The 22,185-nt window shown below is 41.4% G+C and carries 20 protein-coding genes; 7 read left to right on the plus strand and 13 right to left on the minus strand.

The genetic code is table 11. The features are described 5' to 3' along the window. Positions 1-241: 241 nt before the first annotated feature. Positions 242-2,641 (minus strand): hybrid sensor histidine kinase/response regulator, encoded by a 2,400-nt coding sequence (locus tag J0X13_RS13535; RefSeq protein ID WP_207071923.1) that lies wholly within the window; start codon positions 2,639-2,641, stop codon positions 242-244. Between the two features lie 242 nt (positions 2,642-2,883). Here J0X13_RS13535 and J0X13_RS13540 point away from each other — a divergent pair, with 242 nt between their 5' ends. The 4 genes from J0X13_RS13540 (at position 2,884) to J0X13_RS13555 (ending at position 5,628) form a co-directional block, all read left to right on the plus strand. Then, positions 2,884-3,327, plus strand: a complete 444-nt coding sequence (locus J0X13_RS13540) for a YHS domain-containing (seleno)protein (protein WP_207071924.1) — start codon at positions 2,884-2,886, stop codon at positions 3,325-3,327. 65 nt (positions 3,328-3,392) lie between these two features. Next, a complete protein-coding gene (locus J0X13_RS13545) occupies positions 3,393-3,878 on the plus strand; it encodes a DinB family protein (RefSeq protein WP_207071925.1) in 486 nt (161 codons plus the stop codon). Next, positions 3,866-4,582 carry an NRDE family protein gene (locus J0X13_RS13550; RefSeq protein ID WP_207071926.1) on the plus strand — a complete coding sequence of 239 codons (717 nt, stop codon included), beginning with the start codon at positions 3,866-3,868 and terminating at the stop codon, positions 4,580-4,582. Before J0X13_RS13545 ends, J0X13_RS13550 begins: the two co-directional genes overlap by 13 nt. Before the next feature lie 5 nt (positions 4,583-4,587). After that, positions 4,588-5,628 (plus strand): ATP-grasp domain-containing protein, encoded by a 1,041-nt coding sequence (locus J0X13_RS13555; RefSeq protein WP_207071927.1) that lies wholly within the window; start codon positions 4,588-4,590, stop codon positions 5,626-5,628. Positions 5,629-5,634: 6 nt separating this feature from the next. On the opposite strand, the gene J0X13_RS13560 is transcribed toward J0X13_RS13555, so the two are convergent. From J0X13_RS13560 to tamL, 10 genes are all read right to left on the minus strand, one after another. Further along, positions 5,635-6,108: a glutathione peroxidase gene (locus tag J0X13_RS13560; protein WP_207071928.1), complete on the minus strand. Its 474-nt coding sequence runs from the start codon at positions 6,106-6,108 to the stop codon at positions 5,635-5,637. Positions 6,109-6,113: 5 nt separating this feature from the next. Then, positions 6,114-6,539: a DoxX family protein gene (locus J0X13_RS13565; protein WP_207071929.1), complete on the minus strand. Its 426-nt coding sequence runs from the start codon at positions 6,537-6,539 to the stop codon at positions 6,114-6,116. Between the two features lie 82 nt (positions 6,540-6,621). Further along, a complete protein-coding gene (locus tag J0X13_RS13570) occupies positions 6,622-7,608 on the minus strand; it encodes a YpdA family putative bacillithiol disulfide reductase (RefSeq protein WP_207071930.1) in 987 nt (328 codons plus the stop codon). Then, complete coding sequence (gene rpe / locus J0X13_RS13575; RefSeq protein ID WP_207071931.1) at positions 7,608-8,267, minus strand: ribulose-phosphate 3-epimerase; 660 nt, start codon at positions 8,265-8,267, stop codon at positions 7,608-7,610. The genes J0X13_RS13570 and rpe overlap by 1 nt, the downstream gene beginning before the upstream one ends. A 187-nt stretch (positions 8,268-8,454) precedes the next feature. Beyond that, positions 8,455-9,318, minus strand: a complete 864-nt coding sequence (locus tag J0X13_RS13580) for a sigma-70 family RNA polymerase sigma factor (protein ID WP_100817395.1) — start codon at positions 9,316-9,318, stop codon at positions 8,455-8,457. 156 nt (positions 9,319-9,474) lie between these two features. Then, the gene (locus J0X13_RS13585; protein ID WP_207071932.1) at positions 9,475-11,697 is read right to left on the minus strand and encodes a polyribonucleotide nucleotidyltransferase; all 2,223 of its coding nucleotides are present in this window, start codon (positions 11,695-11,697) and stop codon (positions 9,475-9,477) included. 221 nt (positions 11,698-11,918) lie between these two features. Then, on the minus strand, positions 11,919-12,188 hold the full coding sequence (gene rpsO / locus J0X13_RS13590) for a 30S ribosomal protein S15 (protein WP_207071933.1): 270 nt from the start codon (positions 12,186-12,188) through the stop codon (positions 11,919-11,921). Positions 12,189-12,355: 167 nt separating this feature from the next. Continuing rightward, positions 12,356-13,216, minus strand: coding sequence for an acetyl-CoA carboxylase, carboxyltransferase subunit beta (gene accD / locus J0X13_RS13595; RefSeq protein ID WP_207029847.1), 861 nt, complete (start codon positions 13,214-13,216; stop codon positions 12,356-12,358). 27 nt (positions 13,217-13,243) lie between these two features. Continuing rightward, on the minus strand, positions 13,244-14,311 hold the full coding sequence (gene fbaA / locus J0X13_RS13600; RefSeq protein ID WP_207029846.1) for a class II fructose-bisphosphate aldolase: 1,068 nt from the start codon (positions 14,309-14,311) through the stop codon (positions 13,244-13,246). 52 nt (positions 14,312-14,363) lie between these two features. Then, positions 14,364-16,949, minus strand: coding sequence for a translocation and assembly module lipoprotein TamL (gene tamL, locus J0X13_RS13605; protein ID WP_207072066.1), 2,586 nt, complete (start codon positions 16,947-16,949; stop codon positions 14,364-14,366). Positions 16,950-16,973: 24 nt separating this feature from the next. On the opposite strand from tamL, the gene J0X13_RS13610 reads away from it, so the two are divergent. Continuing rightward, on the plus strand, positions 16,974-17,693 hold the full coding sequence (locus J0X13_RS13610) for a TrmH family RNA methyltransferase (protein ID WP_207071934.1): 720 nt from the start codon (positions 16,974-16,976) through the stop codon (positions 17,691-17,693). A 1-nt stretch (position 17,694) separates the two neighbouring features. Here J0X13_RS13610 and porT read toward each other — a convergent pair whose 3' ends face one another. Continuing rightward, positions 17,695-18,393, minus strand: coding sequence for a type IX secretion/gliding motility protein PorT/SprT (gene porT / locus J0X13_RS13615; RefSeq protein WP_207071935.1), 699 nt, complete (start codon positions 18,391-18,393; stop codon positions 17,695-17,697). Positions 18,394-18,397: 4 nt separating this feature from the next. Continuing rightward, positions 18,398-19,126, minus strand: coding sequence for a bifunctional demethylmenaquinone methyltransferase/2-methoxy-6-polyprenyl-1,4-benzoquinol methylase UbiE (gene ubiE / locus J0X13_RS13620; RefSeq protein WP_207071936.1), 729 nt, complete (start codon positions 19,124-19,126; stop codon positions 18,398-18,400). A gap of 195 nt (positions 19,127-19,321) precedes the next feature. On the opposite strand from ubiE, the gene trkA reads away from it, so the two are divergent. Continuing rightward, positions 19,322-20,671, plus strand: coding sequence for a Trk system potassium transporter TrkA (gene trkA, locus J0X13_RS13625; protein ID WP_207029843.1), 1,350 nt, complete (start codon positions 19,322-19,324; stop codon positions 20,669-20,671). Next, entirely contained in the window at positions 20,671-22,161 is a 1,491-nt protein-coding gene (locus tag J0X13_RS13630) for a TrkH family potassium uptake protein (RefSeq protein ID WP_207071937.1), read from the plus strand. The genes trkA and J0X13_RS13630 overlap by 1 nt, the downstream gene beginning before the upstream one ends. Positions 22,162-22,185: the final 24 nt, after the last annotated feature.

Raw genomic sequence — 22,185 nt, forward strand, 5'->3', positions numbered from 1 at the left:
GACGGATGATTTGTTTGGAATGGCCCGGAATTTTCAATTAAAGTAAAAATCTTATATTTTAAATCAATAAGCTATTGGAAGACTGGTGTTTGGGTTTTTGTGTAAGAGGGTTACAATCCTTTGGGTTGCAATCAAAATGAGCAGGCGAGTTGGGTGACCTTTATTGAAAAGAAATGATAAACAACAAAAAAGCACATGCATTTCTGCATGTGCTTTTTGTCTAATCGTGTACTGCTATATATTAAGCAACTTTACCAATAACCTTGATAGTTGCGTTTTTATTCATTTTTGAAAAGAGTAGCGGACCATTTACAGGTTTGGTAACCAGATCATTTGCCCCCAGTTTAAATATTTTTTTTCTGGTTTGACTGGTGTTGTCGGCCGTAAGTACGATAATTGGAATTTGTGTATCGCAGTTGGCCTTGCCACTTCTAATCATGGAAGTTGTTTCAAAACCGTCCATTTCTGGCATTTGAAGATCCATTAGAATCATATCAAATGTTTTTTCTTTCATTATTTCCAGTGCCTCTTTTCCATTATTCGCGATGGTCAGGTTGGCCTTGGTCCAATTCTTTTTAAATAAAAGTTTTACGACAGTCTGGTTCATTTTGTTGTCCTCGACATACAGAATGTTTCCGGTTTCCATTTGTACCTTGGAAATCGGTTCTTGGGATTCGTCTGGAACAGATACTTTATCTTCATCAATCTCAAAGCCTAAGCTCAGCTCACAAATAGTTCCCTGTTTTGGGTTGTTTTTAAGGTGTATCGTCCCTTTTTGGAGATCAACGTAGGTTTTGACGATATAAAGACCCAAGCCCAAACCGCTGAACTCACGCTTGTCCCTAAAGGATTTTTTAGTGAAGGATTCAAATATGGTACTCATTTTTTCTTCCGAAATCCCAATACCCGTGTCTTTAATCCTGAAGTCTATTTTAGCTCGGTCACCTTTTTTATTGCAGACTACCTCAATAGCTACACTTCCTTTATTGGTGAACTTTACGGCGTTGTCCAAAAGATGGTTGAGAATCTGTGCCAATTTTGCTTTGTCCCCAACAATTCTGGCGGGTAAATCATCTGAGATTAATGTATTAAAAGCCAAGCCTTTTGCTGTTGCCTTCTTTTCCTGTAATGTCAAAATCTTTTGTAACGTAGCATTTAGATCAAAAGGGACTTCTTTTAATTCTTGGTCTCCTTTTTCAATTACGGTAAAGTCCAAGATATCCTCAATGTAGCCCAATAGGTTTTTTGAGGAACTAAGGAGCATCTTACATTTTTCATCCAGATTTTCTTCATCTTTATTTTCCTGTAATGAGGTAGCTACACCCATGATCAAGTTGAGGGGCGTTCGAAGCTCATGGCTGATATTGGATAAAAAGGACGATTTTATTTCGTTCATATCCTCTGCACGCTGTAGCGCAAGCATTTGATTTTGCTCATTTTCCATCCGAAGATTTCGAATTCTATTGCTCATGGATATGGATAGGAATATAATTTCAAAACCAATTCCGAATTTGGTGCCGTTGCTCGTAAAAAAGGAGTTTTCGATGGTATTGAAATTGTTCAGGATAAAAACCACAAAACCTAGCACCAAAAAGGAAATACCGATCACAAAGAAGATATCTACCTTTTGTTTTTTGAACTTCATTACGGCCAGTGAGGCTATCATGTGAACCAGCACCAAGATGCCAATCCCATTGGCCAAAGGATAGCAATATTCAAAATTGGATGGTATGGCCAAAAGCAAAACGCCAATGGCTATGGCCAATCCCATTATTTTATTCGCATTATGTAAAAACGGACTGTTTTTCTTTAGGTTAAGAAAAGCATCCCCGTATTTTCCAAAGAAAAAGAGCGAAACAAATGCGGTGAGCAAAACAGATCTATCTGAAAGCCAACCCCCTTGTGGCGTAAAGTATTGGTGAAAAAATCCATCCAGGGAAAATTGCATCAAGGCTATAAAGAGCACATAGAGGGCATAGTAAATAAATGCCTTGTCCTTTAAGGCGAAAAAGAAAAATAGGTATATGATGAAAGCCAAGATCAAAATACCATAAAAGAAGCCGTAAAATACCTGCTCTTTATAGGTGAGGTTAAAAAAACTCGCCTCTTGATAAAGTTTCATCGGGAGCATTACTACTTCGCCATCACTTTTTAGATGGATGTAGGCCTGTATTTTTTGACCTGGTCTAAGACCTATGTCAAAAATGGATTTTCTGTGCTGTATGGTTTTTTTGGAAAAGGGAATTTTATCGCCGCTATATTGTTTTTCAACGGTATTGGTGTCATCAACAAGAAATAGGTTTACCACATCTGTTATGGGGCGTGCGGTTTCCAAATAATATTGTTTGTATCGGTCCGTTGTGTTTTGCAAGGAAAAGGTCAGCCAATAGTTGTCACTTGAAAATCCCAGGTTTTCCTTTAAACTTGTCAATGGAACAAACTCCAGCTTGCGATTGTTCCTGACTTCTTCAAAACTATAGTCTTTTTGCCCTGCCAGTAAAACCGAAGTTATTGGACGTAACGAAATAACATCTTGTTTATTGGTGTTTTCCTGGGAATGTGCATTAAAATTAGTGGATACGATCAGAAACAAAAGGATACCTATCCTCGTGTACAATGTATGGGGGATGATCTGGCGCATTAAGTAGGCATTATATGGATATCACTCTTTGGGAAAGTGAAATCCTGTTTGTTGGTTTAATTTTCTAACGTTCAAGTTAGTTGATTAGTACGCCATAAAATTGGTAACTAACAATGTTTAGACGTAATTGAAAAAATCCTCGATGAAAGGCAAAAAATATTGAAAGGAATCCACATTCTTCGTGACTAAACTAATCTGTTTGGGCAATTGTTTACATGCCTTAGCATATTAAACCGAGTGTTATGAATAAAATTTTAGTGGTTCTTTTGTTGGTAACGGGAACATGTGGCTTAGCCCAAAACACGGATTACAATACGAAGAATGGGTACGCTGTGAAAGGTTATGACGTGGTATCGTATTTTGATGGAATCCCATTGGAAGGAAAAAAGGAGTTTTCTACAATTTATGATGGAGCCATGTTCAAGTTCCATAACCAGGACAATTTGAATACGTTTAAGGATGCGCCATCTGATTATGTGCCCAAATACGGAGGCTATTGTGCATATGCTATGGCCGTAAACGGTAAAAAGGTAAATGTGGACCCCAAGACCTATGAAATTAGGGAAGGAAAACTTTACCTATTTTACAACAAGGGAAAAAATAATACGCTGGATTTTTGGCTTAACTCCTCTCCAAATGAGTTGGTTTCCCAAGCGGATAAAAATTGGGAGAAAATAAAGAATTGAATATTCTTTCTATCTTATACTCAAATTCATCAAAAAACGAATAAAACAACCAATAACTAAACATCATGTTCAAATCTTCCTTGCAAACTTTGGAGCAGTTTAAGCAGGTGTTGGCCGACCTGCCCAAAGATTGTTATTCCCAATCATGTCATATATTGTCCAATGCCACTATTGGGCAGCATACCAGGCATATTATAGAGCTATATCTTTGTTTGATACATGGATACGAGCTTTCGGATGTTTCCTATGATCGTAGGGAACGCAACCTACAGATCGAACAGGATTTGAATTATGCACTGGATAGGTTGACATACATTCAAGAGCATTTGAAAAAGCCGAATAAGGCCATCAAAATTACTTATGAGTTGGCAGGAGAGGAAAACTGTATGGATTCCAATTATTTTAGGGAAGTCATGTATAATTTGGAGCATACCATCCATCACCAGGCATTGATCAAAGTGGGCATTAAGCATTTTTCCGAACAAGAAATTCCAGAATCTTTTGGGGTGGCACCATCTACCCTACAATACCGAAAGGCATGTGCACAGTAAGTTTTGTTTCTTCAGGTGGTAGACGACTGATTACCTCTAACCGCGATGAACATGTTTCAAGACCTTTGGCCTTGCGCCCCCAAGAGGAAACCATAGGTTCGGTCAAGGTACTTTTTCCAAAGGACCCAAAAGCGGGCGGCACTTGGTTTGCCCTTAACGAAAATGGTTCGGTGGCCGTGATTCTTAACGGAGGTTTCGTCAACCACGTATCAATTGGAAATTATGCCCGTAGCCGGGGCTTGGTGCTTTTGGACGTAATCGCATCCGAACAACCTTATGATCTGCTTCAGGAAATGCCACTCCTTCACATAGAACCTTTCACCTTGGTGTTGTTCAATGGTAGCTTGTTGGAGTTTAGATGGGACGGCCATCAGAAATATTATAGACCTTTGGATGCAACAAAAAACCATATTTGGTCCTCCGCTACGCTTTATAAAGATGAAGTGATTGAACATCGAAGAAAGCTTTTTCAGAGATTTATTGATGGAAACACCCAAATATCTGCAAAAGAAGTGGTCGACTTTCATTCCAATAACCATGACGATTTTGAAAACGGATTTATAATTGATCGTGATTCGGGTCTTAAAACTTTTAGTGTAACCCAAGCCATTTTGGATAGTGAGGAAATTGTGATGCGCCACTTGGATCTGTTGAACGACAAATTTTTTGAGGTGCCTTTTTCACCTAGCCAACTTACTTTTTAATTGCCATGGATTCGCTAAAACTAATATGGCATCGAATTACCCATTGGGAATATTGGCCGTTTTGGCTGATTTATTATCCCATGTTTCCTGTGTGGTTGTACTATTCCATTAAGGCGCGTTCCTTTTTCTTTTTTAACGCTGCCAATCCGGGAATGAAAAATGGAGGTATGGCCATGATATCCAAAATGGATATTTATAATATGATTCCCGATCGGTTTATTCCCAAAACACTGTTTATTGATAAAGATGAGTCCCCTCAATCGGCGCTGGAACGTGTATTGGAACAAGGGATAAGTTTTCCTTTTATTGCCAAACCGAACATAGGGATGAAGGCCTTTGGGGTGGAAAAGATTCACAACAAGGACGAGTTTCGGGACTATGTGGATTGGAGTCCTTCCCATTTTTTGGTGCAAGAACTGATTCCGTATCAAAAAGAGGTGGGCATATTTTATGTTCGCCAGCCCAATGAAGCACATGGCAAGATAACGGGAGTGGTATCCAAGGAATTTTTATCCATCACAGGCGATGGTAGGCATACCATGTCGCAACTTATCAAAAAGAATCCACGAAGCCACTTACAGTTAAAAGTACTGGAACAGAAGTTTGGCAAAAGGCTTCAAAAGGTATTGGAAAAGGGAGAGCAATTTATCTTGGTGCCTTACGGAAGCCATACCCGAGGAGCCAAGTTTGTGGATATAAGCCATAAGATCAATGAGGGGTTGGTGCAAACCATTGATGGGATCTGCTCCCAAATGAAAGGGTTTTATTACGGACGATTGGATGTACTTTACCATACATTCGAGGAGCTCTGCCAGGGAAAGAACTTCAGCATTATTGAAGTGAACGGGGCAGGAGGGGAGGCCACCCATATTTATGATCCCAAACATTCCCTGTTCTGGGCATGGCGGGAAGTTGCCCGCCATTGGGGCATGTTGTGTGACATTAGTATAGCCAATAAAAAGGCAGGCCACACTTATTTAAGTTTTAAGGATGGCCGGACCATGCTCAGGGAAACGGGCGCCTTGCAGTCACAACTGAAATTTTAGGAGGTTTTAGAGGATATCCTGAATATAATTTTCCATAGAGCTGGGTTCTGTAGTCGGCGCAAATCGTTTTACGGGATTTCCTGTTTTATCAATCACAAATTTGGTGAAGTTCCATTTGATTTTTCCACCCAATAGGCCGCTCAATTCCGATTTCAAATACTTGAAAATAGGATGGGCATCGCTTCCATTGACGTCGATTTTGGCAAACATGGGAAAGGAGACCCCATAATTCATTTGGCAAAACTCTTGGATATCATCGGCGCTACCAGGTTCTTGGTTTCCAAATTGATTGCATGGAAAACCTAAAATGACCAACCCTTGGTCCTTATAGGTCTTATACAGTGATTCCAGACCTTCATATTGGGGTGTTAATCCGCACTTACTGGCGGTATTGACAACCACAACGGTTTTGCCTGTGTATTTTTCCATGGACTCTTGTGTACCGTCCAATCGTTCCGCTTTAAACTTGTAGAATTCCATAGCTGCTATTTTTGTTTGTTTGTAAGATATTTTAATGCTCCGGTGGACCATAATGCCCAAAGTATCAATACGGGCTGAAAAAACAGACGGATAAATCTTTTAAGGTCAGTGTCCAGTCCAAAAGCATCGATCCCGTTTGTGTATTGCGAAATGTTTCCAGGGAATATCAATACATAGAAAATGGCCAGTGCAATGCCTGCTTTTACCTTGTGTTTTACCAAAAAGACCATAGCAAGCCCCAGAAGTATCTCAAAAACGCCGGAAGCCACCACTACAAAATCCATAAAGGCTTCACTTGTAGGCAGCCATCGGGGCACTTGGGCCTGAAATTCCTCGCGTTGAAAGGTGAGGTGACCAATACCGGCCATCATCATCAAAAGGCCCAGGATAACCCTAAATAAATTTTGAGTGGAACTTGTAGTGTTGCTCATTTGAAAACTTTTTCAGATTCCTTTAAATATAATCATATCTAAAGGGAAGCCTTTTTTTAAAAGCGACAAATGTTAACTCAAATCAAGATTTTTCCTCTGCCATTCCCATTTTCTTCTTGATGGCATTCATGATAATTGGCGCATGGATGCGTGAGTTTTCTATGAACCATTTGTGGGTTTCCATGCCGCCGCAGATGACACCTGCCAGAAATAGTCCATCAATGTTGGTCTCCATGGTCTCAGGGTCGTAGGTAGGGAGTCTTTTTGGGTCGTCTGACAAAGTGATTCCCAGTTTTTCCAAAAAGGCAAAATTGGGACGATACCCTGTCAAGGCCAGCACAAAGTCATTTTCCAAAGTAACTTCCCCTTCCGGTGAATTGATGACAATTTCATGGGGTTTTATCTCCTTAACAGTGGAATTGTAGTACGCTTTAATACTGCCTTCCTCAATACGGTTGATGATATCGGGGCGTACCCAATATTTTACGCGGGGACCCACTTCTGGACCGCGAATAACAAGGGTTACTTCTGCACCCTTTCGCCAACATTCCAAAGCGGCATCTATGGCGGAGTTACTGGCACCTACAACTACCAATTTTTGACTTGCATAAAAGTGTGGATCGTTGTAGTAATGGGATACTTTGGGCAAATCCTCACCGGGAACCCCCATGTTGTTGGGGAGGTCGTAAAATCCGGTTGCCACAACCACATTTTTAGCTTGGTACTCATCTTTATCGGTCTTGACCAAAAACACTTCTCCCTGTTTTTCGGTATCCAATACCTTTTCAAAAAGATGGATATTGAGTTTGTTCGAGGTCACGATCCTTCGGTAATATTCCAACGCTTCGTTGCGTTTGGGTTTGGCCTCCTTGCTAATGAACGGTATTTCGTCTATCTCGAGCTTTTCGGAAGAAGAGAAGAACTGCATGTTCACAGGGTAGTTGAACAAGGAATTCACAATGGGTCCTTTTTCTATAATGATATAGGAAATTCCCTGTTTTTTGGCTTCTAGGCCACATGCTATTCCGATAGGGCCGCCCCCAATGATGACAACATCAAATTGCTGCATTATGCTATTTCTTCTTTTAATTTTTTAATCGTTTCGGTCGGGTTGGCACTCTTAAATATAAAACTGCCCGCAACCAGAACATCCGCTCCAGTATCGATCAGTTTCTTTGCATTTTCCGCATTTACGCCCCCATCGATTTCAATTAAGGTGTTTGTGTTCTTGCGGTTGATCAATTCTTTTAGGTCGGCCACTTTTTGATAGGTGTTCTCGATAAAGGATTGTCCCCCAAATCCGGGGTTAACGCTCATTACGATAACAATGTCTATATCTTGGATAGTGTCTTCCAGTAATCTAACAGATGTGTGTGGGGTAATGGCCACTCCTGCTTTCATTCCTTCTGCTTTAATGGCTTGTAAGGTTCTGTGCAAATGCGGACATGCCTCATAGTGAACGGTCAAATGATTCACCCCTAGGTCAGCAAATGTTTTGATATATCTGTCCGGATCAACAATCATCAAGTGTGCGTCCAATGGCTTTTTGGCATGTTTGGCAATAGCTTGTATCACGGGCATTCCAAAGGAAATGTTCGGAACAAAAACACCATCCATAACATCCAAATGAAACCAGTCGGCATCACTTTGGTTCACCATTTCTATTTCTTTTTGAAGATTGGCAAAGTCGGATGCCAAAAGCGAAGGAGCGATCATTGATTTGTTCATGTTACAAAGTTAGCCAATTAAGGCCATCCTTAAACGAAAAAAACTCCGGTAATCAGCCGGAGTTTATTCATCAATCAAAAAACGAACAGTCATGATAAACTGTTATATCTTACTAAATTACAACTTTCCTGCCAAAAATCAAATTTAAGGATAGTTTAACTGTAATTTATAGGGTGTTTTTCACACTTTATCCCAAATATGTTTTCAAAATCTTACTTCTGGAGGTATGTTTTAACCTACGGATTGCTTTTTCTTTAATCTGACGAACTCTTTCTCTGGTAAGATCGAAAGTTTCACCGATTTCCTCCAATGTCATGGAATGTTGTCCTGCCAAACCAAAGTAAAGTCTGATTACATCTGCCTCACGAGGGGTAAGGGTTTCCAATGCACGCTCGATTTCGGTACGAAGGGAATCGTGTAAAAGTTCCTTGTCCGGGTTTGGAGATTCACCACTGCGCAATACATCGTAAAGGTTGGAATCTTCACCATCGATCAATGGAGCATCCATGGATACGTGGCGGCCCGAGTTTTTCAAGGATTGCTTCACGTCTTCCACTGTCATGTCCAATTCTTTGGCAATTTCCTCTGCGGATGGTGGACGCTCGTGCGCTTGCTCCAAGAAAGCAAATGTTTTGTTGATCTTGTTGATGGAACCAATCTTGTTCAAGGGCAAACGTACAATACGGGATTGCTCTGCCAATGCTTGTAGAATGGATTGGCGAATCCACCAAACGGCGTAAGAAATAAATTTAAATCCACGGGTTTCATCAAAACGCTGTGCGGCTTTGATCAGCCCCAAGTTTCCTTCATTGATCAAATCAGGAAGTGTCAATCCTTGGTTTTGGTACTGTTTTGCCACAGAAACCACGAACCTAAGGTTGGCTTTAGTTAATTTTTCCAAGGCTACTTGGTCTCCCGCTTTAATACGCTGTGCCAACTCCACCTCTTCATCGGCGGTAATCAAATCCACCTTACCGATTTCCTGCAAATACTTGTCCAACGAAGCGGTTTCCCTATTGGTAACCTGTTTTGTAATCTTTAACTGTCTCATCTAAAAAATCCCTTCAAATTAAATTTGTGAACCGGAGCTCATTAGGTTATACGTTCAAAAAACCAAAAAGTTACATTTTGGTTACATTTTTTTTAAAAGCAAAACCCCGAGGTGTTTACCCCGGGGTTGTTTTTGTAGTTCAGGATTGTGCTGAAACTAATCCCTTCTTGGTTTCCTGTCGCGGTTGCCACCTCTGCGGTCGCCACCACCTCTACGGTCACCTCTATCATTTCTAGGTGGACGTTCTTTGTAACCTTCAGGTTTTGGCAACAAGGCTTTTCTTGATACCTTCTCCTTTTTGGTCCTTGGGTCGATACCGAAGTATTTCACGTCAAAAACATCACCCATGTTCACTACATCGGATACATTTTCTGTACGTTCCCATGCCAATTCGGATACGTGAAGCAATACTTCGTTCCCCGGTGCCTCGGTGTATTCCACCACAGCTCCAAAGTCCAGCATTTTGATCACTTTGACCTCATAGACACTTCCGACCTCAGGCTTGAACATCAAGGCATCGATTTTGGCCAATACGGCATCGATACCATCCTGATCTGTTCCAAGAATTTCCACGATACCTTCTTCGGTATCCGGGTCTTCGTTGATTACAATGGTAGTGTTGGTTGTTTTTTGAAGTTCTTGAATAACTTCACCACCTTTTCCAATAAGTGCCCCAATGTATTCGCCAGGAATGATTCTGGTGACAATTTTTGGAGCGTAGGACTTCACTTCAGGTCTTGGCTCGGCAATGGTATCGATAAGTTTGCCCAAAATGTGCATTCTACCGTCTTTGGCCTGCATTAGAGCTTTTACCAAGATTTCGTACGAAAGTCCTTTTACCTTAATATCCATTTGGCAAGCGGTAATACCGTCTTCGGTACCTGTTACCTTAAAGTCCATGTCTCCCAAGTGGTCTTCATCACCCAAGATATCGGATAGTACGGCATATTTACCAGTTTCTGTATCGGTGATCAATCCCATGGCGATACCAGATACAGGTTTTTTCAACTGAACACCAGCATCCATCAATGCCATGGTACCGGAACATACGGTAGCCATGGAGGATGAACCATTGGATTCCAATACTTCGGAAACTACACGTACGGTATACGGACAATCTTCTGGAATCATCCCTTTAAGAGCACGTTGTGCCAAGTTACCGTGGCCAATTTCTCTACGTGATGTACCACGAATTGGTCGTGCTTCACCTGTTGAGAAAGGAGGGAAGTTATAGTGCAAATAGAATGTTTCTTCACCTTCGTAAGATGGCATGTCTATTTGGTTAGCTTCTCTGGATGTACCCAAAGTAACGGTTGCCAAAGCTTGTGTTTCACCACGGGTAAATATGGCAGAACCGTGTACGGATGGTAAATAATCGGTTTCACACCAGATTGGTCTTACATCTGTAGTTTTACGTCCGTCCAAACGAAGCCCTTCTTCCAAAGTAAGGTTTCTAACAGCTTCTTTTTCGGCTTTGTGATAGTATTTGGAAACCAAATCACCAATTTCTTCCAATTCTTCTTCGGAGAAAGATGCTTTAATTTCTTCTTTGATAGCAGCAAATGCTTCGCCACGTTCTTTCTTGGATGAACCAGCTTTGGCCACTTCATAGACCTTATCGTAGGCCATGTCGTGTATTTTTTTCTGAAGATCTTCATCTTCAGCTTCAGTTTCGTACTCACGAACTTCTTTTTTACCGAAAGCTTCGGCCAATTTTACCTGTGCGGCACATTGTACTTTAATGGCTTCGTGGGCAAATTTGATGGCTTCTACCATTTCCTCCTCGGAAATTTCATCCATTTCACCTTCAACCATCATCACAGAATCTGCAGAGGCACCAATCATCATGTCGATGTCGGACTCTTTAAGTTGTGCTCTAGTCGGGTTGATGACCAACTCACCGTTGACCCTACCTACCCGAACTTCGGATATGGCACATTCGAATGGAAAATCCGAAAGTTGAATGGCAGCGGAAGCAGCCAATCCAGCCATAGCATCAGGCATAACATCTTCGTCATGGGACATTAGCTGAATCATTACCTGTGTTTCGGAGTGATAATCTTTTGGGAACAAAGGCCTCAATACCCTGTCCACCAAACGCATGGTCAACACCTCTCCGTCACTTGGTCTAGCTTCTCTTTTAAAGAAACCGCCTGGATAACGCCCTGCAGCAGCAAATTTTTCACGATAATCCACGGTAAGTGGTAAAAAGTCCACATCCGCAGCTTTGTAATTTGAGACAACTGTACACAATAGCATACACTTGCCAGATTGGACAACAACAGAGCCATGGGCCTGCTTTGCCAGTTTTCCGGTTTCGATAGAAATCTCCCTACCGTCACCAAGGTCTATGACCTCTTTGAATGTTTTTGGAATCATAAAAATAATCTTACCCTACCTTTTAGGAAGGGTTGTTAAACATTTGGTCTACCGCCATCCGGGCGGTCGGGTTGTGTTGTTGTTGTGTGTGCCTAGGGGCACTTGACCAATGAAAAACTATTTGTAGCTTTTTGTGTTTGCCCAATTATTAACCGGGACTTTTTGTTGTTGAAACAAGTTCAACCAAAACAAAGGGGAAGCCTAAGCCTCCCCTTATATTTTTATTTTCTAATATTCAATTCCTTGATCAAGGAACGGTATTTTTCAATATCTTTTTTCTTCAGGTAATCCAAAAGACTACGTCTTTTACCTACCAATGCCACCAAAGAACGCTCAGTGTTATAATCTTTGTGGTTCTTTTTAAGGTGTCCTGTCAAATGGTTGATACGGTGTGTGAACAATGCAATTTGCCCTTCCGTAGAACCTGTGTTGCTCTCAGAGCCGCCGTGTTTCTTGAAGATTTCGGCTTTTACTTCTTTTGTTAAATACATTCCAATATTATTTAAATGATTTTTATGTATTGATTGACCTTCAATCAGCGTGCAAAGATATGCTTTTATTTGAATTTAATGTGCTTATTAAATAAACATTTAAGCCAGCCCGATTCATGGATTCACATAGATAAAACAAAAAAAGCCCCAAATACAGGGGGCTTTTATTAATTTCTTACGGGTTGATTGGTAATCAAATCTATATATAGATTGATTTTTTTCTTCAGATCTCTACGATGGGTGATGAAATCCAAGAAACCATGTTCCTTAAGGAACTCGGATGTTTGGAAACCTTCAGGAAGGTCTTTTCCTGTTGTGTCTTTTACAACTCTAGGTCCTGCAAACCCGATCAATGCGCCCGGCTCGGCTATATTGATATCTCCCAACATGGCATATGAAGCTGTTGTTCCTCCTGTGGTGGGGTCGGTACACAACGAAATGTAAGGTATTTTTGCATCTGCCAACTGGGCCAATTTCGCAGAGGTTTTTGCTAACTGCATCAATGATAGGGCAGCCTCCATCATACGTGCTCCACCTGATTTGGAAATCATGACAAATGGAATCTTTTTCCTTTTGGCCACATCGATGGCGCGGGATATTTTTTCACCTACCACACTTCCCATGGAACCTCCGATAAAGGCAAAATCCATACAGGCAACCACAATATCCTTACCTTGGGATTTGCCAACGGCAGTCCTCACGGCATCTTTTAATCCTGTTTTTTTCTGGGCAGCTTTAAGACGGTCTGAATATTTTTTGGTGTCTTCGAACTTTAGGGGGTCTTTGGACGTCATTTTTGTGTCAAGTTCACGGAACTTGTTATCATCAAAAAGAATCTCAAAATATTCTTTGCTACCGATGCGAACGTGATAATCATCTTCTGGACTTACATAGAAGTTTTTGGCCAAATCTTCGGCCTCAACAATTTTGCCAGTGGGAGATTTATACCATAATCCCTTGGGAGTATCTTTTTTCTCCTCTGTAGCTGTTTGTATTCCTTTTTCCTTTCTTTTAAACCAAGACGACATGCAATCAATATTTAGTTAGACAAAGGCTTACAAAGTATTAACGTTGTTCAAATCCTCGAAGGCTTTTTTCAAACGAGCGATGAAAGTTTTTTCACCTTCTCTGAGCCAAACTCGTGGATCGTAGAATTTTTTGTTGGGTTGGTCATCACCATCAGGGTTTCCGATCTGTGTTTGAAGGTAATCGGCCTTACCTTGGATATAATCCCTAACACCTTCCAAGAATGCATACTGCAAATCGGTATCGATGTTCATTTTGATTACCCCGTAACCAATGGCTTCTCTAATTTCCTCCAAAGTGGAACCGGAACCTCCGTGGAACACAAAATCGATATGATTGTGTTCAACTCCGTATTTCTCGGTGATAAACTCTTGAGAGTTTTTAAGAATCTTCGGAGTCAGTTTTACGTTACCAGGCTTGTATACCCCATGTACGTTACCAAATGCAGCTGCAATGGTAAATTTTGGGCTAACTTTTGAAAGTTCTTCGTAAGCAAAGGCCACTTCTTCGGGCTGTGTGTACAATTTGGAATCGTCAACATCTGTATTGTCCACACCATCTTCCTCACCTCCAGTGATTCCCAATTCAATCTCCAAAGTCATGTCCATTTTGCTCATGCGCTCTAGATATCCTTTGCAGATTTCAATGTTTTCTTCGATAGGCTCTTCGGAAAGGTCGATCATGTGCGAACTGAACAGAGATTTTCCAGTTTCTTTGTAGTGCTCTTCACTGGCATCCAATAGCCCATCGATCCAAGGCAATAATTTTTTAGCGCAATGGTCTGTATGAAGGATTACGGTTGCTCCATAGGCCTCCGCCAATTGGTGAACGTGCTTAGCACCTGCAACAGCTCCAAGAATTGCGGCTTTTTGACCATCGTTTGAAAGTCCTTTACCTGCATTGAACTGGGCTCCTCCATTCGAAAATTGAATGATTACGGGAGAATTCAATGTGGCGGCAGTTTCCATTACGGCGTTGATACTGTCCGAACCGATTACGTTTACGGCCGGAAGCGCGTATCCGTTTTCTTTGGCATGATTGAAAATTGCTTGTACTTCATCACCGGTTGCAACACCGGGCTTTATATTGTGGGACATAGTTATATTGGTTTCGAGTTAAATAGGAGACAAAAGTAATAAAATATTTGCTCTAGAAAGGATAATTGATCCCTATGTTGAACACGGCTCTTTTGAAGTTGTAACCATCGAACCACCGATCTGATCCAACTTTAGCGGGATTATAGGTCTTGAAGCCTACATCCAACCTAAAAACGAAATAGGTGAAATCGTACCGTAGCCCAACCCCGGTGCCCAATGCAATGTCCGTTAACGATGAAAAACCGCTAAAGATGGCTTCTGGGTTGGTTTCATTGTCAAATACGTTCCAAATATTGCCGGCATCTGCAAAAAGAGCCCCTTTCACATCTCCTGCGATCGGGAATCGGTATTCAAGGTTTAGGGCCAATTTTAAATTGGCCTCATTAAAATCATTGACATTGTCGGTTCTGCCGGGCCCCAGTTCGTATGCGTTCCAGGCACGATTATCATTGGATCCCCCAGCAAAATAACTGCGAACAAAAGGAATATTGTCCGAATTGCCATATGGAATGGCCAAGCCCGAGAAACTTCTGAAGGCAATCACTTGGGAGCCTCCAATTTCCCAATGCCTGATATAATCGAACTCGGTTTTCACATATTGAGAATAGGGAACGCCAAAAACTAGATTCTGCCCATCGGGGTTTTTGTTAAAAGGTAAAATATTGTTGATAACTGAGAGCATGCCCCCAGCACTTTCCAGTTTTATACGATACTGGTAAAAATCCAGATCGTTTATCCCTGATTTGCTGTTTTTGGTATGTGTGTAGTTGGTAGCAAAAATCAGGTTGTTCTCAGTAAGTCTTCTTCGCCTTTCCTCAATACTGTTTACTTCGTCAAATTGCTCTTCACTTACCTGTATGGAGCCGTTCAGAACATCACGTGCAAAATCATTGGCTCCGGTGGGAATATCTAGTTGCGGGTCTTCACCTTCGTCTTGTATGGGTTCAAAATAGGAGGCGTATTGGGGGTCGTCCTGGAACTCATCAGCTATATTGTCCAAATTGGAAAAAGTGTTTCGATATACGTTATAAAAATTATCAGGGTTTACGTTTCGAACATACTCCACATTCAATAGTTCAATATTATTTTTTAGGCGGTCGGAGGGAGACCAATTGTAAGATAGTATGGAATTAAGGGATTGTTTGTCCAAGCCAATGTTTCGTTGGAAGTTGGTACCGGCCGATAACCGACTTTGTGGCAACATATAGTGAGGAATTATTCTTTCGGTGTTGAACGGCAACCATATTCTAGGAAATGTAATGTTGATATCTCCACCAAGTTCAGAGGTAAAGGTTTCATTGGACAGGGAGGCATCACTCAGCAATCCAATGGATCCCCGGGCACTTACATTCAATGTCTCCGCACCTCCAAATACATTTCTTGTAATTACGGAAGCACTGAAGGCGGTACCTACTTGCTGAATGTTGGAGTGGGTTACATCAAAATTGAGGTTAAGCGAATATTTGGGTTTTGCTGCCAAATAAATATTTGTTTCCAATCCTGTTTGTGTGGAGTCGGGTATAAAATCAATATTGGGGTATTTAAACGTGTTCAGGTTGGTGATTTGCCTGTAGGTCCGTATCCTGTCCAAATCCCTATAAACGCTGTCTTTTTCAAAGAAAATGGCATCGGCAAGAGCCTTGGGTTTATATCTGAGTTTGTCACTGTAATAAATATTGTAGTGTTCATATTCCTCCTTTTGTAAGGTGTCGGTGGTGCCATTGATGTTGTAATCGGCATAAATATTAATTTTTTTGTGCCGGGCTACCTTATATGGGGTGCCAGTTTCCGTAGTGTCGCTCGTACTCCTAAACTTTTTAATATTTAGTTGGACATCCATTAATTTATCGTTGCTAGCAACCGTTGTGTCCCTCAATATATCGTAGTTGATGGAGCTTTCCTGAAAATTATAAACCCCAGAATTCCGGAAAAGTGTGGTCAAGCGTTCCCGTTCCAAGGTAAATTTCTCTAGATCGAACTGTTCCCCTTTTTTTACAAAACTTTGTCTGGAAGCATTTTTGTAGATCGAATCCAATTCCGGAGAGGTAATGTTTTTTTGGATCGTATCTATTATATATGGTTTGTTCAGGGTAATACTGTATTCGATCTTGGCCCTTTTCTTTTTTTCGTTTATAATTTCATAAGAGCCTGTATTGTTAAAGTATCCTTTAGTGTTATAATAAGCTTTAAGATTGTTGATGGATTCATTGGTTTCGGCAGTATCTATTATAACTGGAGGTTCGCCAATTCTTTTTAAAAATTCGCTGTACCCTTTTACCATAAATGACTCACTCAGTCTATTGACCTGTTTTTCGGAAAGCAGGTTGTTGAGTCGTTTTTCCCTTTTTTCTTTTCGGTGCAACCAATCTTGAAAAGATGAATCGGGGTTTTCCTTGGCGAGATTGTAAAGGTTCAATTTTAAAGGGTAGCCCAAAACACTGCTATTGGGTTTTTGCGTTATAAGTCCCTTGATTTCGCTGTCGCCAACTTTTTCATCGTTGACCAAAATGGAGTTTTTAGTGAGCAATAATTCATCCTCCCCAACTTTTTTTAAGGTATTGCAACCCGAAATGCTTAGCAAAAGGAACAATAATCCTATTTTTGCCCAGTTGCACATTAGACCTAAAGAACCCCTCATAGACGCCAAAAATACACGATTTAGATGGTTACAAAAAACCAAATTAAACTAGTTGTTAGCTTAAAGCAAAAAAAGTACCGATCTCAACACGGACTCTTCGTGGTGGAAGGAGAAAAGGTGGTGAATGAATTGTTGTTGGCGGGAATTAAACCATTTCAGGTTTTTGTGGACGACCCCGGGTTTATGGAAAAATTCAAAGAAGCTGCACTGGTATCCAAAAAGGATCTGAAACAAATGAGTAGCCTAACACACCCCAATGGTGTACTGGGTGTTTTTTATATGATCGAATTTCATGACAGCGTTGCCAATGATTGGGTCGTAGCCTTGGATGCGGTCCGAGATCCCGGAAATTTGGGAACGATTATTAGACTTTGTGATTGGTTTGGGATAAAACAAATCATTTGCTCCACAGATACCGTGGATTGTTATAATCCCAAAGTCCTGCAGGCCACAATGGGGTCCATGGCCAGGGTCCATATTTCCTATGTTGATTTGAAGGAATTTTTGAGCAAAGCAAGTCTTCCTATATATGGAGCTTATATGGATGGTGAATCGGTTCACAGCAAGGATTTGCCAGATAAGGGCATATTGATAATGGGCAACGAAGCCAATGGGATTTCTAAAGAAGTGGGGGCATTTATTACTGAAAAAATTTCCATTCCCCAATATGGAGGTTCAACGACCGAAAGTCTTAATGTGGCTACGGCCACAGCGATTCTACTTAACGAAATACGAAGGGGGTAGTTTATTCAAAAGTAAAATTGATGAAGATGCCCCTGGTTCGCATAGCATTGATGTTTCCGGTCCAAGGACTGTTAGGGTCAGCATCAGGGACCAATTCATCCGTAAGGGCAAAAACACCGCGTATGGATGGTGTGAACTTGAAGTATTCTGTATAAAAATCAATTCCGAATCCCAGTTCGTAGCCGTAAACATTTTGTTTCATCCTAAATTGTCCACTGCTATTGTCATCCAAGCTGTCTTCTTGGCTGCCTAGATTAATAGATGTGTAGACCCCTCCTATGATAAAAGGTTTCCAGTTTCCAATTCTACGTGTGCTAGCTTTGATCAATAGGGGAAAGCGGATATAGGTTGAACGAACCTCCCGGATAGCTTCTGCTTCGGAAGCAAAACCTGGAAAGCCCAAAGTTCTCGAAGTGTACAGCAAGCCGGGCTCAAAACGGGCATCCAAAAACTCATTGATTCTGAGTTCACCGATCAAACCCACATTAAAACCAAAACTTTTATCCACCAAAATGTCTCTGCCAATATCTTCTTTGTATTCAAATTGAAAATCATACTGGTTAAATCCGAGATAATATCCCCAGTTCAAAAATTTCTTATCCTCGTTTTGAAGATTTAGAATGGGTTCCCCACCAAACTGGGCGTTTGCGAAGTTGTTCGACAATACAATCAGTCCAAAAAGGATAAGGAGATTTTTCATTAATCTATTTTGAAGCGACATAAATGGATGCTACACCCATGGTCTGTGGTTTGTTCTCTACACCTATAAACCCAATTTTCCTCAAAATATTGTTGAAAGCCTCCCCATGAGGGAAAACTGATGCCGATTCACTTAAATACGTATAGGCTGACCTGTCCTTGGAAAACAGTTTCCCAATGGCCGGCATTATATGCTTGGTGTAGATTTTATAGCCTTGTTTAAAAGGGGTTTTGGTGGGAACAGAGGTTTCAAGTACCACAAAATGCCCCCCTGGTTTCAAGACCCTATGGATTTCTTCCAGACCTTTTTCCAGGTTCTCAAAATTACGAACGCCGAAGGCAACAGTGATCGCATCGAACGAATTTTCCTCGAAGGGGAGGTTTTCGCTGTCCCCAACAACCATTTCTATGGTGCTTTGCAAGTTTTTATTCGATACTTTTTTCTTGCCCACTTCAAGCATACCCGGGGACAGGTCGAGCCCCACTATTTTTTCGGCACCTGTTTTTGCCATGGCAATAGCAAGGTCGCCGGTTCCCGTAGCTATATCCAGAATGGAATTTGGGGACTTGTCCTTTAAAAAAGCTACAATGCGCTTACGCCATTTAACATCGGTTCCAAAGGAAATCACGCGGTTGAGACCATCATAATTTCCAGAAATATTATCGAACATCTGTTTTACCTGTTCTTTCTTCCCGAGTTCAGATTCTTTGTAGGGCGTTACCTTTTTCGACATCGCTTTAATTTGCTGGCAAATATACAACTTAGCTAAAGGGATGTAGACAAAAATATTTGTGTAATTTTGCCCTTCAAGAGGATTTATTTCCCCTATTTGGTTAAAAGTATGTAGTTTAAATATCGCATACCTATTCTTAGTATCATTTGTAGCGTGCAAATTGAATTTTTTTAAGAACACATCCTATTCTAATCAATGAGAATCATAATTGCAGGTGCTGGTGAAGTTGGATTTCATTTGGCAAAATTACTGTCTTACGAAGCTCAGGATATCACTTTGATCGATACCGACAAGGAAAGATTGTCCTATGCAGATAACCATTTGGATATTCGGGTGCTCCGCGGCGATGCTACATCCATTCAGGTGTTACAGGATGCCCAAGTGGCCGGTTCTGATCTTGTAATAGGGGTTACGGCTTCGGAAACAACCAATTTAACCCTATGTGTTCTTGCCAAACAATTGGGATGTAAACGTACCATGGCCCGAATTTCCAATACAGAGTTTATGGACAATCGGGAGCTTATAAAGTTTGACGAGTTGGGTATTGATGAGCTTATTTCCCCTGAACGCCTGGCAGCTATGGAAATACAGTTGATGCTTAATCAATCGGCCTTTAATGACACCTATCAATTTGAAGAAGGACTGTTGACCATGTTCGGTGTAATCCTGCCCAAGACCGCACCTTTTGTGGGAAAGATGGTAAAAGAGGCCGCGAGAATATTTCCGGAACTAAACTTTATGCCCATCGCATTACAGCGCACGGGAACCCAATTCACCTTGATTCCCAGAGGGGATACCGTATTTAAAGAAGGTGATCAGGTATATTTTATCACTTCCGACAAAGGGGTCGAAGAACTTTACAAGCTTTCCGGTATGCAAAAGCAGGACATCAAAAATGTGATGATTCTCGGAGGAAGTAAGGTCGGGTACAAAACGGCCCGTGACCTTTGCAATAAAAAGTTCAATGTAAAACTTATTGAAAAGAACAAGGAAAAGGCCTTCGATATTGCCGACGAACTGCCACATGCGCTTGTCATAAATGGAGATGGTAGAAACGTGGAGCTTTTGGATGAGGAAAATTTGGAGTCCATGGACGCTTTTATCGCGGTAACAGGGAACTCCGAGACCAACATCATGTCCTGTTTGGTCGCAAAAAACAAAAAAATCAAAAAGACCATCGCCTTGGTGGAGAATATGGACTATTTTCAATTGTCACATTCCATTGGGGTGGATACCCTGATCAATAAAAAACTCCTTGCAGCAAATAGCATATTCAGGTACATCCGTAAAGGGGAGGTTCTTGCTCTTACCCGATTGAACAATTTGAATGCCGAGATTTTGGAGTTTGAGGTAAAAGCATCCTCATTGGTGAACGGAGAGATCATACGTGAACTGAACTTTCCAAGAGAGGCAAGTATTGGCGGAGTTATCCGAAATGGCGAGGGAATTATTGCCCTTGGTGATTTTAGGATTGCCGAAGGGGATAAGGTAGTGGTCTGCTGTTTGCCCAAAGCCATTCCACGGATTGAAAAGCTGTTCCTGTAATGAAGCTGAATACCAGAATCATCATCCACATCATGGGACTTCTGTTGCTTTGCAATGGGTCTTTCATGCTTTTGGCGGCACTTGCCAGTGGCATTTATAAAGATGGGGCCACACTGGATATCATGTTGGCGGCCATTGTGACCATGCTTTTTGGTATGATGGCCATGTTCTACACGAGAGGGCATAAAAAGGAGGTCAAAAAGAAAGAGGGGTATATCGTTGTTACCTTCGGATGGATCGTAATGTCCATTTCTGGAATGTTGCCCTATCTTTTTTCAGGTGCAATTCCCTCGATCACGGATGCTTTTTTCGAAACCATGTCCGGTTATACCACTACTGGAGCTTCCATTTTAGACGATATTGAGTCGCTTCCCGAGGGGGTGCTGCTCTGGAGAAGCCTAACCCACTGGATTGGGGGTATGGGAATCATTGTGCTGGCCATTGCCATTTTACCTCTTTTGGGGATTGGGGGCATGCAGTTGTTTGCTGCCGAGGCACCAGGTCCGGGCGGTGATAAACTGCATCCTAGGATTACGGATACCGCAAAAAGACTGTGGCTCATCTATTTTGGATATACCGTGTTGGAAACCTTATTGTTGAAGTTTGCGGGCATGTCGTTTTTTGATGCCATCAATCATGCATTGGCCACCATGTCAACAGGGGGGTTCTCCACAAAGAACGCAAGTCTGGCCTTTTGGAACGATCAACCTTTGATTCAGTATATCATCATTCTGTTCATGTTTTTGGCCGGAAGTAATTTCGTGCTCAGTTATTTTGCCTTGACAGGGCGTGTGAAACGTGTTTTTAAGGATGAAGAGTTTAAATATTACTTTGGGTTTATAGCTGTATTTACCATTATTGCCGCTTTAGGTGTTTATTACAGGGCGGATGTACCTGTGTCGGATTTTCATCCGATGGTATTGGGCGAGGCGGAAAGTGCCTTTCGGCATACTTTATTTCAGGTCATAGCAGTGATAACTACAACAGGCTTTGTTTCCGCGGATTTTACCTCTTGGACACCATTTTTAACCGTTTTCTTTTTTGGTTTGATGTTCCTCGGAGGTTCAGCTGGTTCAACGGCGGGAGGAATCAAGGTTATGCGCCATCTATTGATTATTAAAAATGGTATTCTGGAATTTAAAAGAACACTGCATCCCAACGCCGTAATACCTGTTCGCTACAATCAAAAAACAGTAACTGAGCATATTGTTTATAATGTAGTCGCCTTTTTTGTGCTGTACATGTTGCTCTTTATTATTGGCTCGTTGGTGCTGGGCTTTTTGGGCTTGGATTTTGTGTCTGCGGTAGGAGGGGCGGCTTCGTCGTTGGGAAATGTTGGCCCGGCTTTAGGTAGTTTGAACCCTGTTAGCAATTACAATAGCCTTCCAGATGCGGGAAAGTGGTGGTGCAGCTTTTTAATGCTATTGGGACGTTTGGAGCTCTTTACCGTACTGATCGTGCTTACACCTTATTTCTGGAAAAAGACGTAAAAAAACCTCCTGAAATTTGCTTCA

Source organism: [Muricauda] lutisoli (nom. illeg.) (assembly GCF_017313105.1).
GTDB classification, from domain to species: Bacteria; Bacteroidota; Bacteroidia; order Flavobacteriales; family Flavobacteriaceae; genus Flagellimonas; species Flagellimonas lutisoli.

What these genes read in the sequence shown, in the direction of transcription:
- J0X13_RS13540 (WP_207071924.1), top strand. Translation starts at nt 2,884, where the DNA reads ATGAATAAAATTTTAGTGGTTCTTTTGTTGGTAACGGGAACATGTGGC.
- J0X13_RS13585 (WP_207071932.1), bottom strand. Translation starts at nt 11,697, where the DNA reads ATGATTCCAAAAACATTCAAAGAGGTCATAGACCTTGGTGACGGTAGG.
- rpsO (WP_207071933.1), bottom strand. Translation starts at nt 12,188, where the DNA reads ATGTATTTAACAAAAGAAGTAAAAGCCGAAATCTTCAAGAAACACGGC.
- J0X13_RS13570 (WP_207071930.1), bottom strand. Translation starts at nt 7,608, where the DNA reads ATGCAGCAATTTGATGTTGTCATCATTGGGGGCGGCCCTATCGGAATA.
- J0X13_RS13550 (WP_207071926.1), top strand. Translation starts at nt 3,866, where the DNA reads ATGTGCACAGTAAGTTTTGTTTCTTCAGGTGGTAGACGACTGATTACC.
- accD (WP_207029847.1), bottom strand. Translation starts at nt 13,216, where the DNA reads ATGTCGTCTTGGTTTAAAAGAAAGGAAAAAGGAATACAAACAGCTACA.
- J0X13_RS13545 (WP_207071925.1), top strand. Translation starts at nt 3,393, where the DNA reads ATGTTCAAATCTTCCTTGCAAACTTTGGAGCAGTTTAAGCAGGTGTTG.
- tamL (WP_207072066.1), bottom strand. Translation starts at nt 16,949, where the DNA reads ATGAGGGGTTCTTTAGGTCTAATGTGCAACTGGGCAAAAATAGGATTA.
- fbaA (WP_207029846.1), bottom strand. Translation starts at nt 14,311, where the DNA reads ATGTCCCACAATATAAAGCCCGGTGTTGCAACCGGTGATGAAGTACAA.
- J0X13_RS13610 (WP_207071934.1), top strand. Translation starts at nt 16,974, where the DNA reads ATGGTTACAAAAAACCAAATTAAACTAGTTGTTAGCTTAAAGCAAAAA.
- J0X13_RS13630 (WP_207071937.1), top strand. Translation starts at nt 20,671, where the DNA reads ATGAAGCTGAATACCAGAATCATCATCCACATCATGGGACTTCTGTTG.
- J0X13_RS13535 (WP_207071923.1), bottom strand. Translation starts at nt 2,641, where the DNA reads ATGCGCCAGATCATCCCCCATACATTGTACACGAGGATAGGTATCCTT.
- ubiE (WP_207071936.1), bottom strand. Translation starts at nt 19,126, where the DNA reads ATGTCGAAAAAGGTAACGCCCTACAAAGAATCTGAACTCGGGAAGAAA.
- trkA (WP_207029843.1), top strand. Translation starts at nt 19,322, where the DNA reads ATGAGAATCATAATTGCAGGTGCTGGTGAAGTTGGATTTCATTTGGCA.
- J0X13_RS13560 (WP_207071928.1), bottom strand. Translation starts at nt 6,108, where the DNA reads ATGGAATTCTACAAGTTTAAAGCGGAACGATTGGACGGTACACAAGAG.
- J0X13_RS13580 (WP_100817395.1), bottom strand. Translation starts at nt 9,318, where the DNA reads ATGAGACAGTTAAAGATTACAAAACAGGTTACCAATAGGGAAACCGCT.
- J0X13_RS13565 (WP_207071929.1), bottom strand. Translation starts at nt 6,539, where the DNA reads ATGAGCAACACTACAAGTTCCACTCAAAATTTATTTAGGGTTATCCTG.
- J0X13_RS13555 (WP_207071927.1), top strand. Translation starts at nt 4,588, where the DNA reads ATGGATTCGCTAAAACTAATATGGCATCGAATTACCCATTGGGAATAT.
- porT (WP_207071935.1), bottom strand. Translation starts at nt 18,393, where the DNA reads ATGAAAAATCTCCTTATCCTTTTTGGACTGATTGTATTGTCGAACAAC.
- rpe (WP_207071931.1), bottom strand. Translation starts at nt 8,267, where the DNA reads ATGAACAAATCAATGATCGCTCCTTCGCTTTTGGCATCCGACTTTGCC.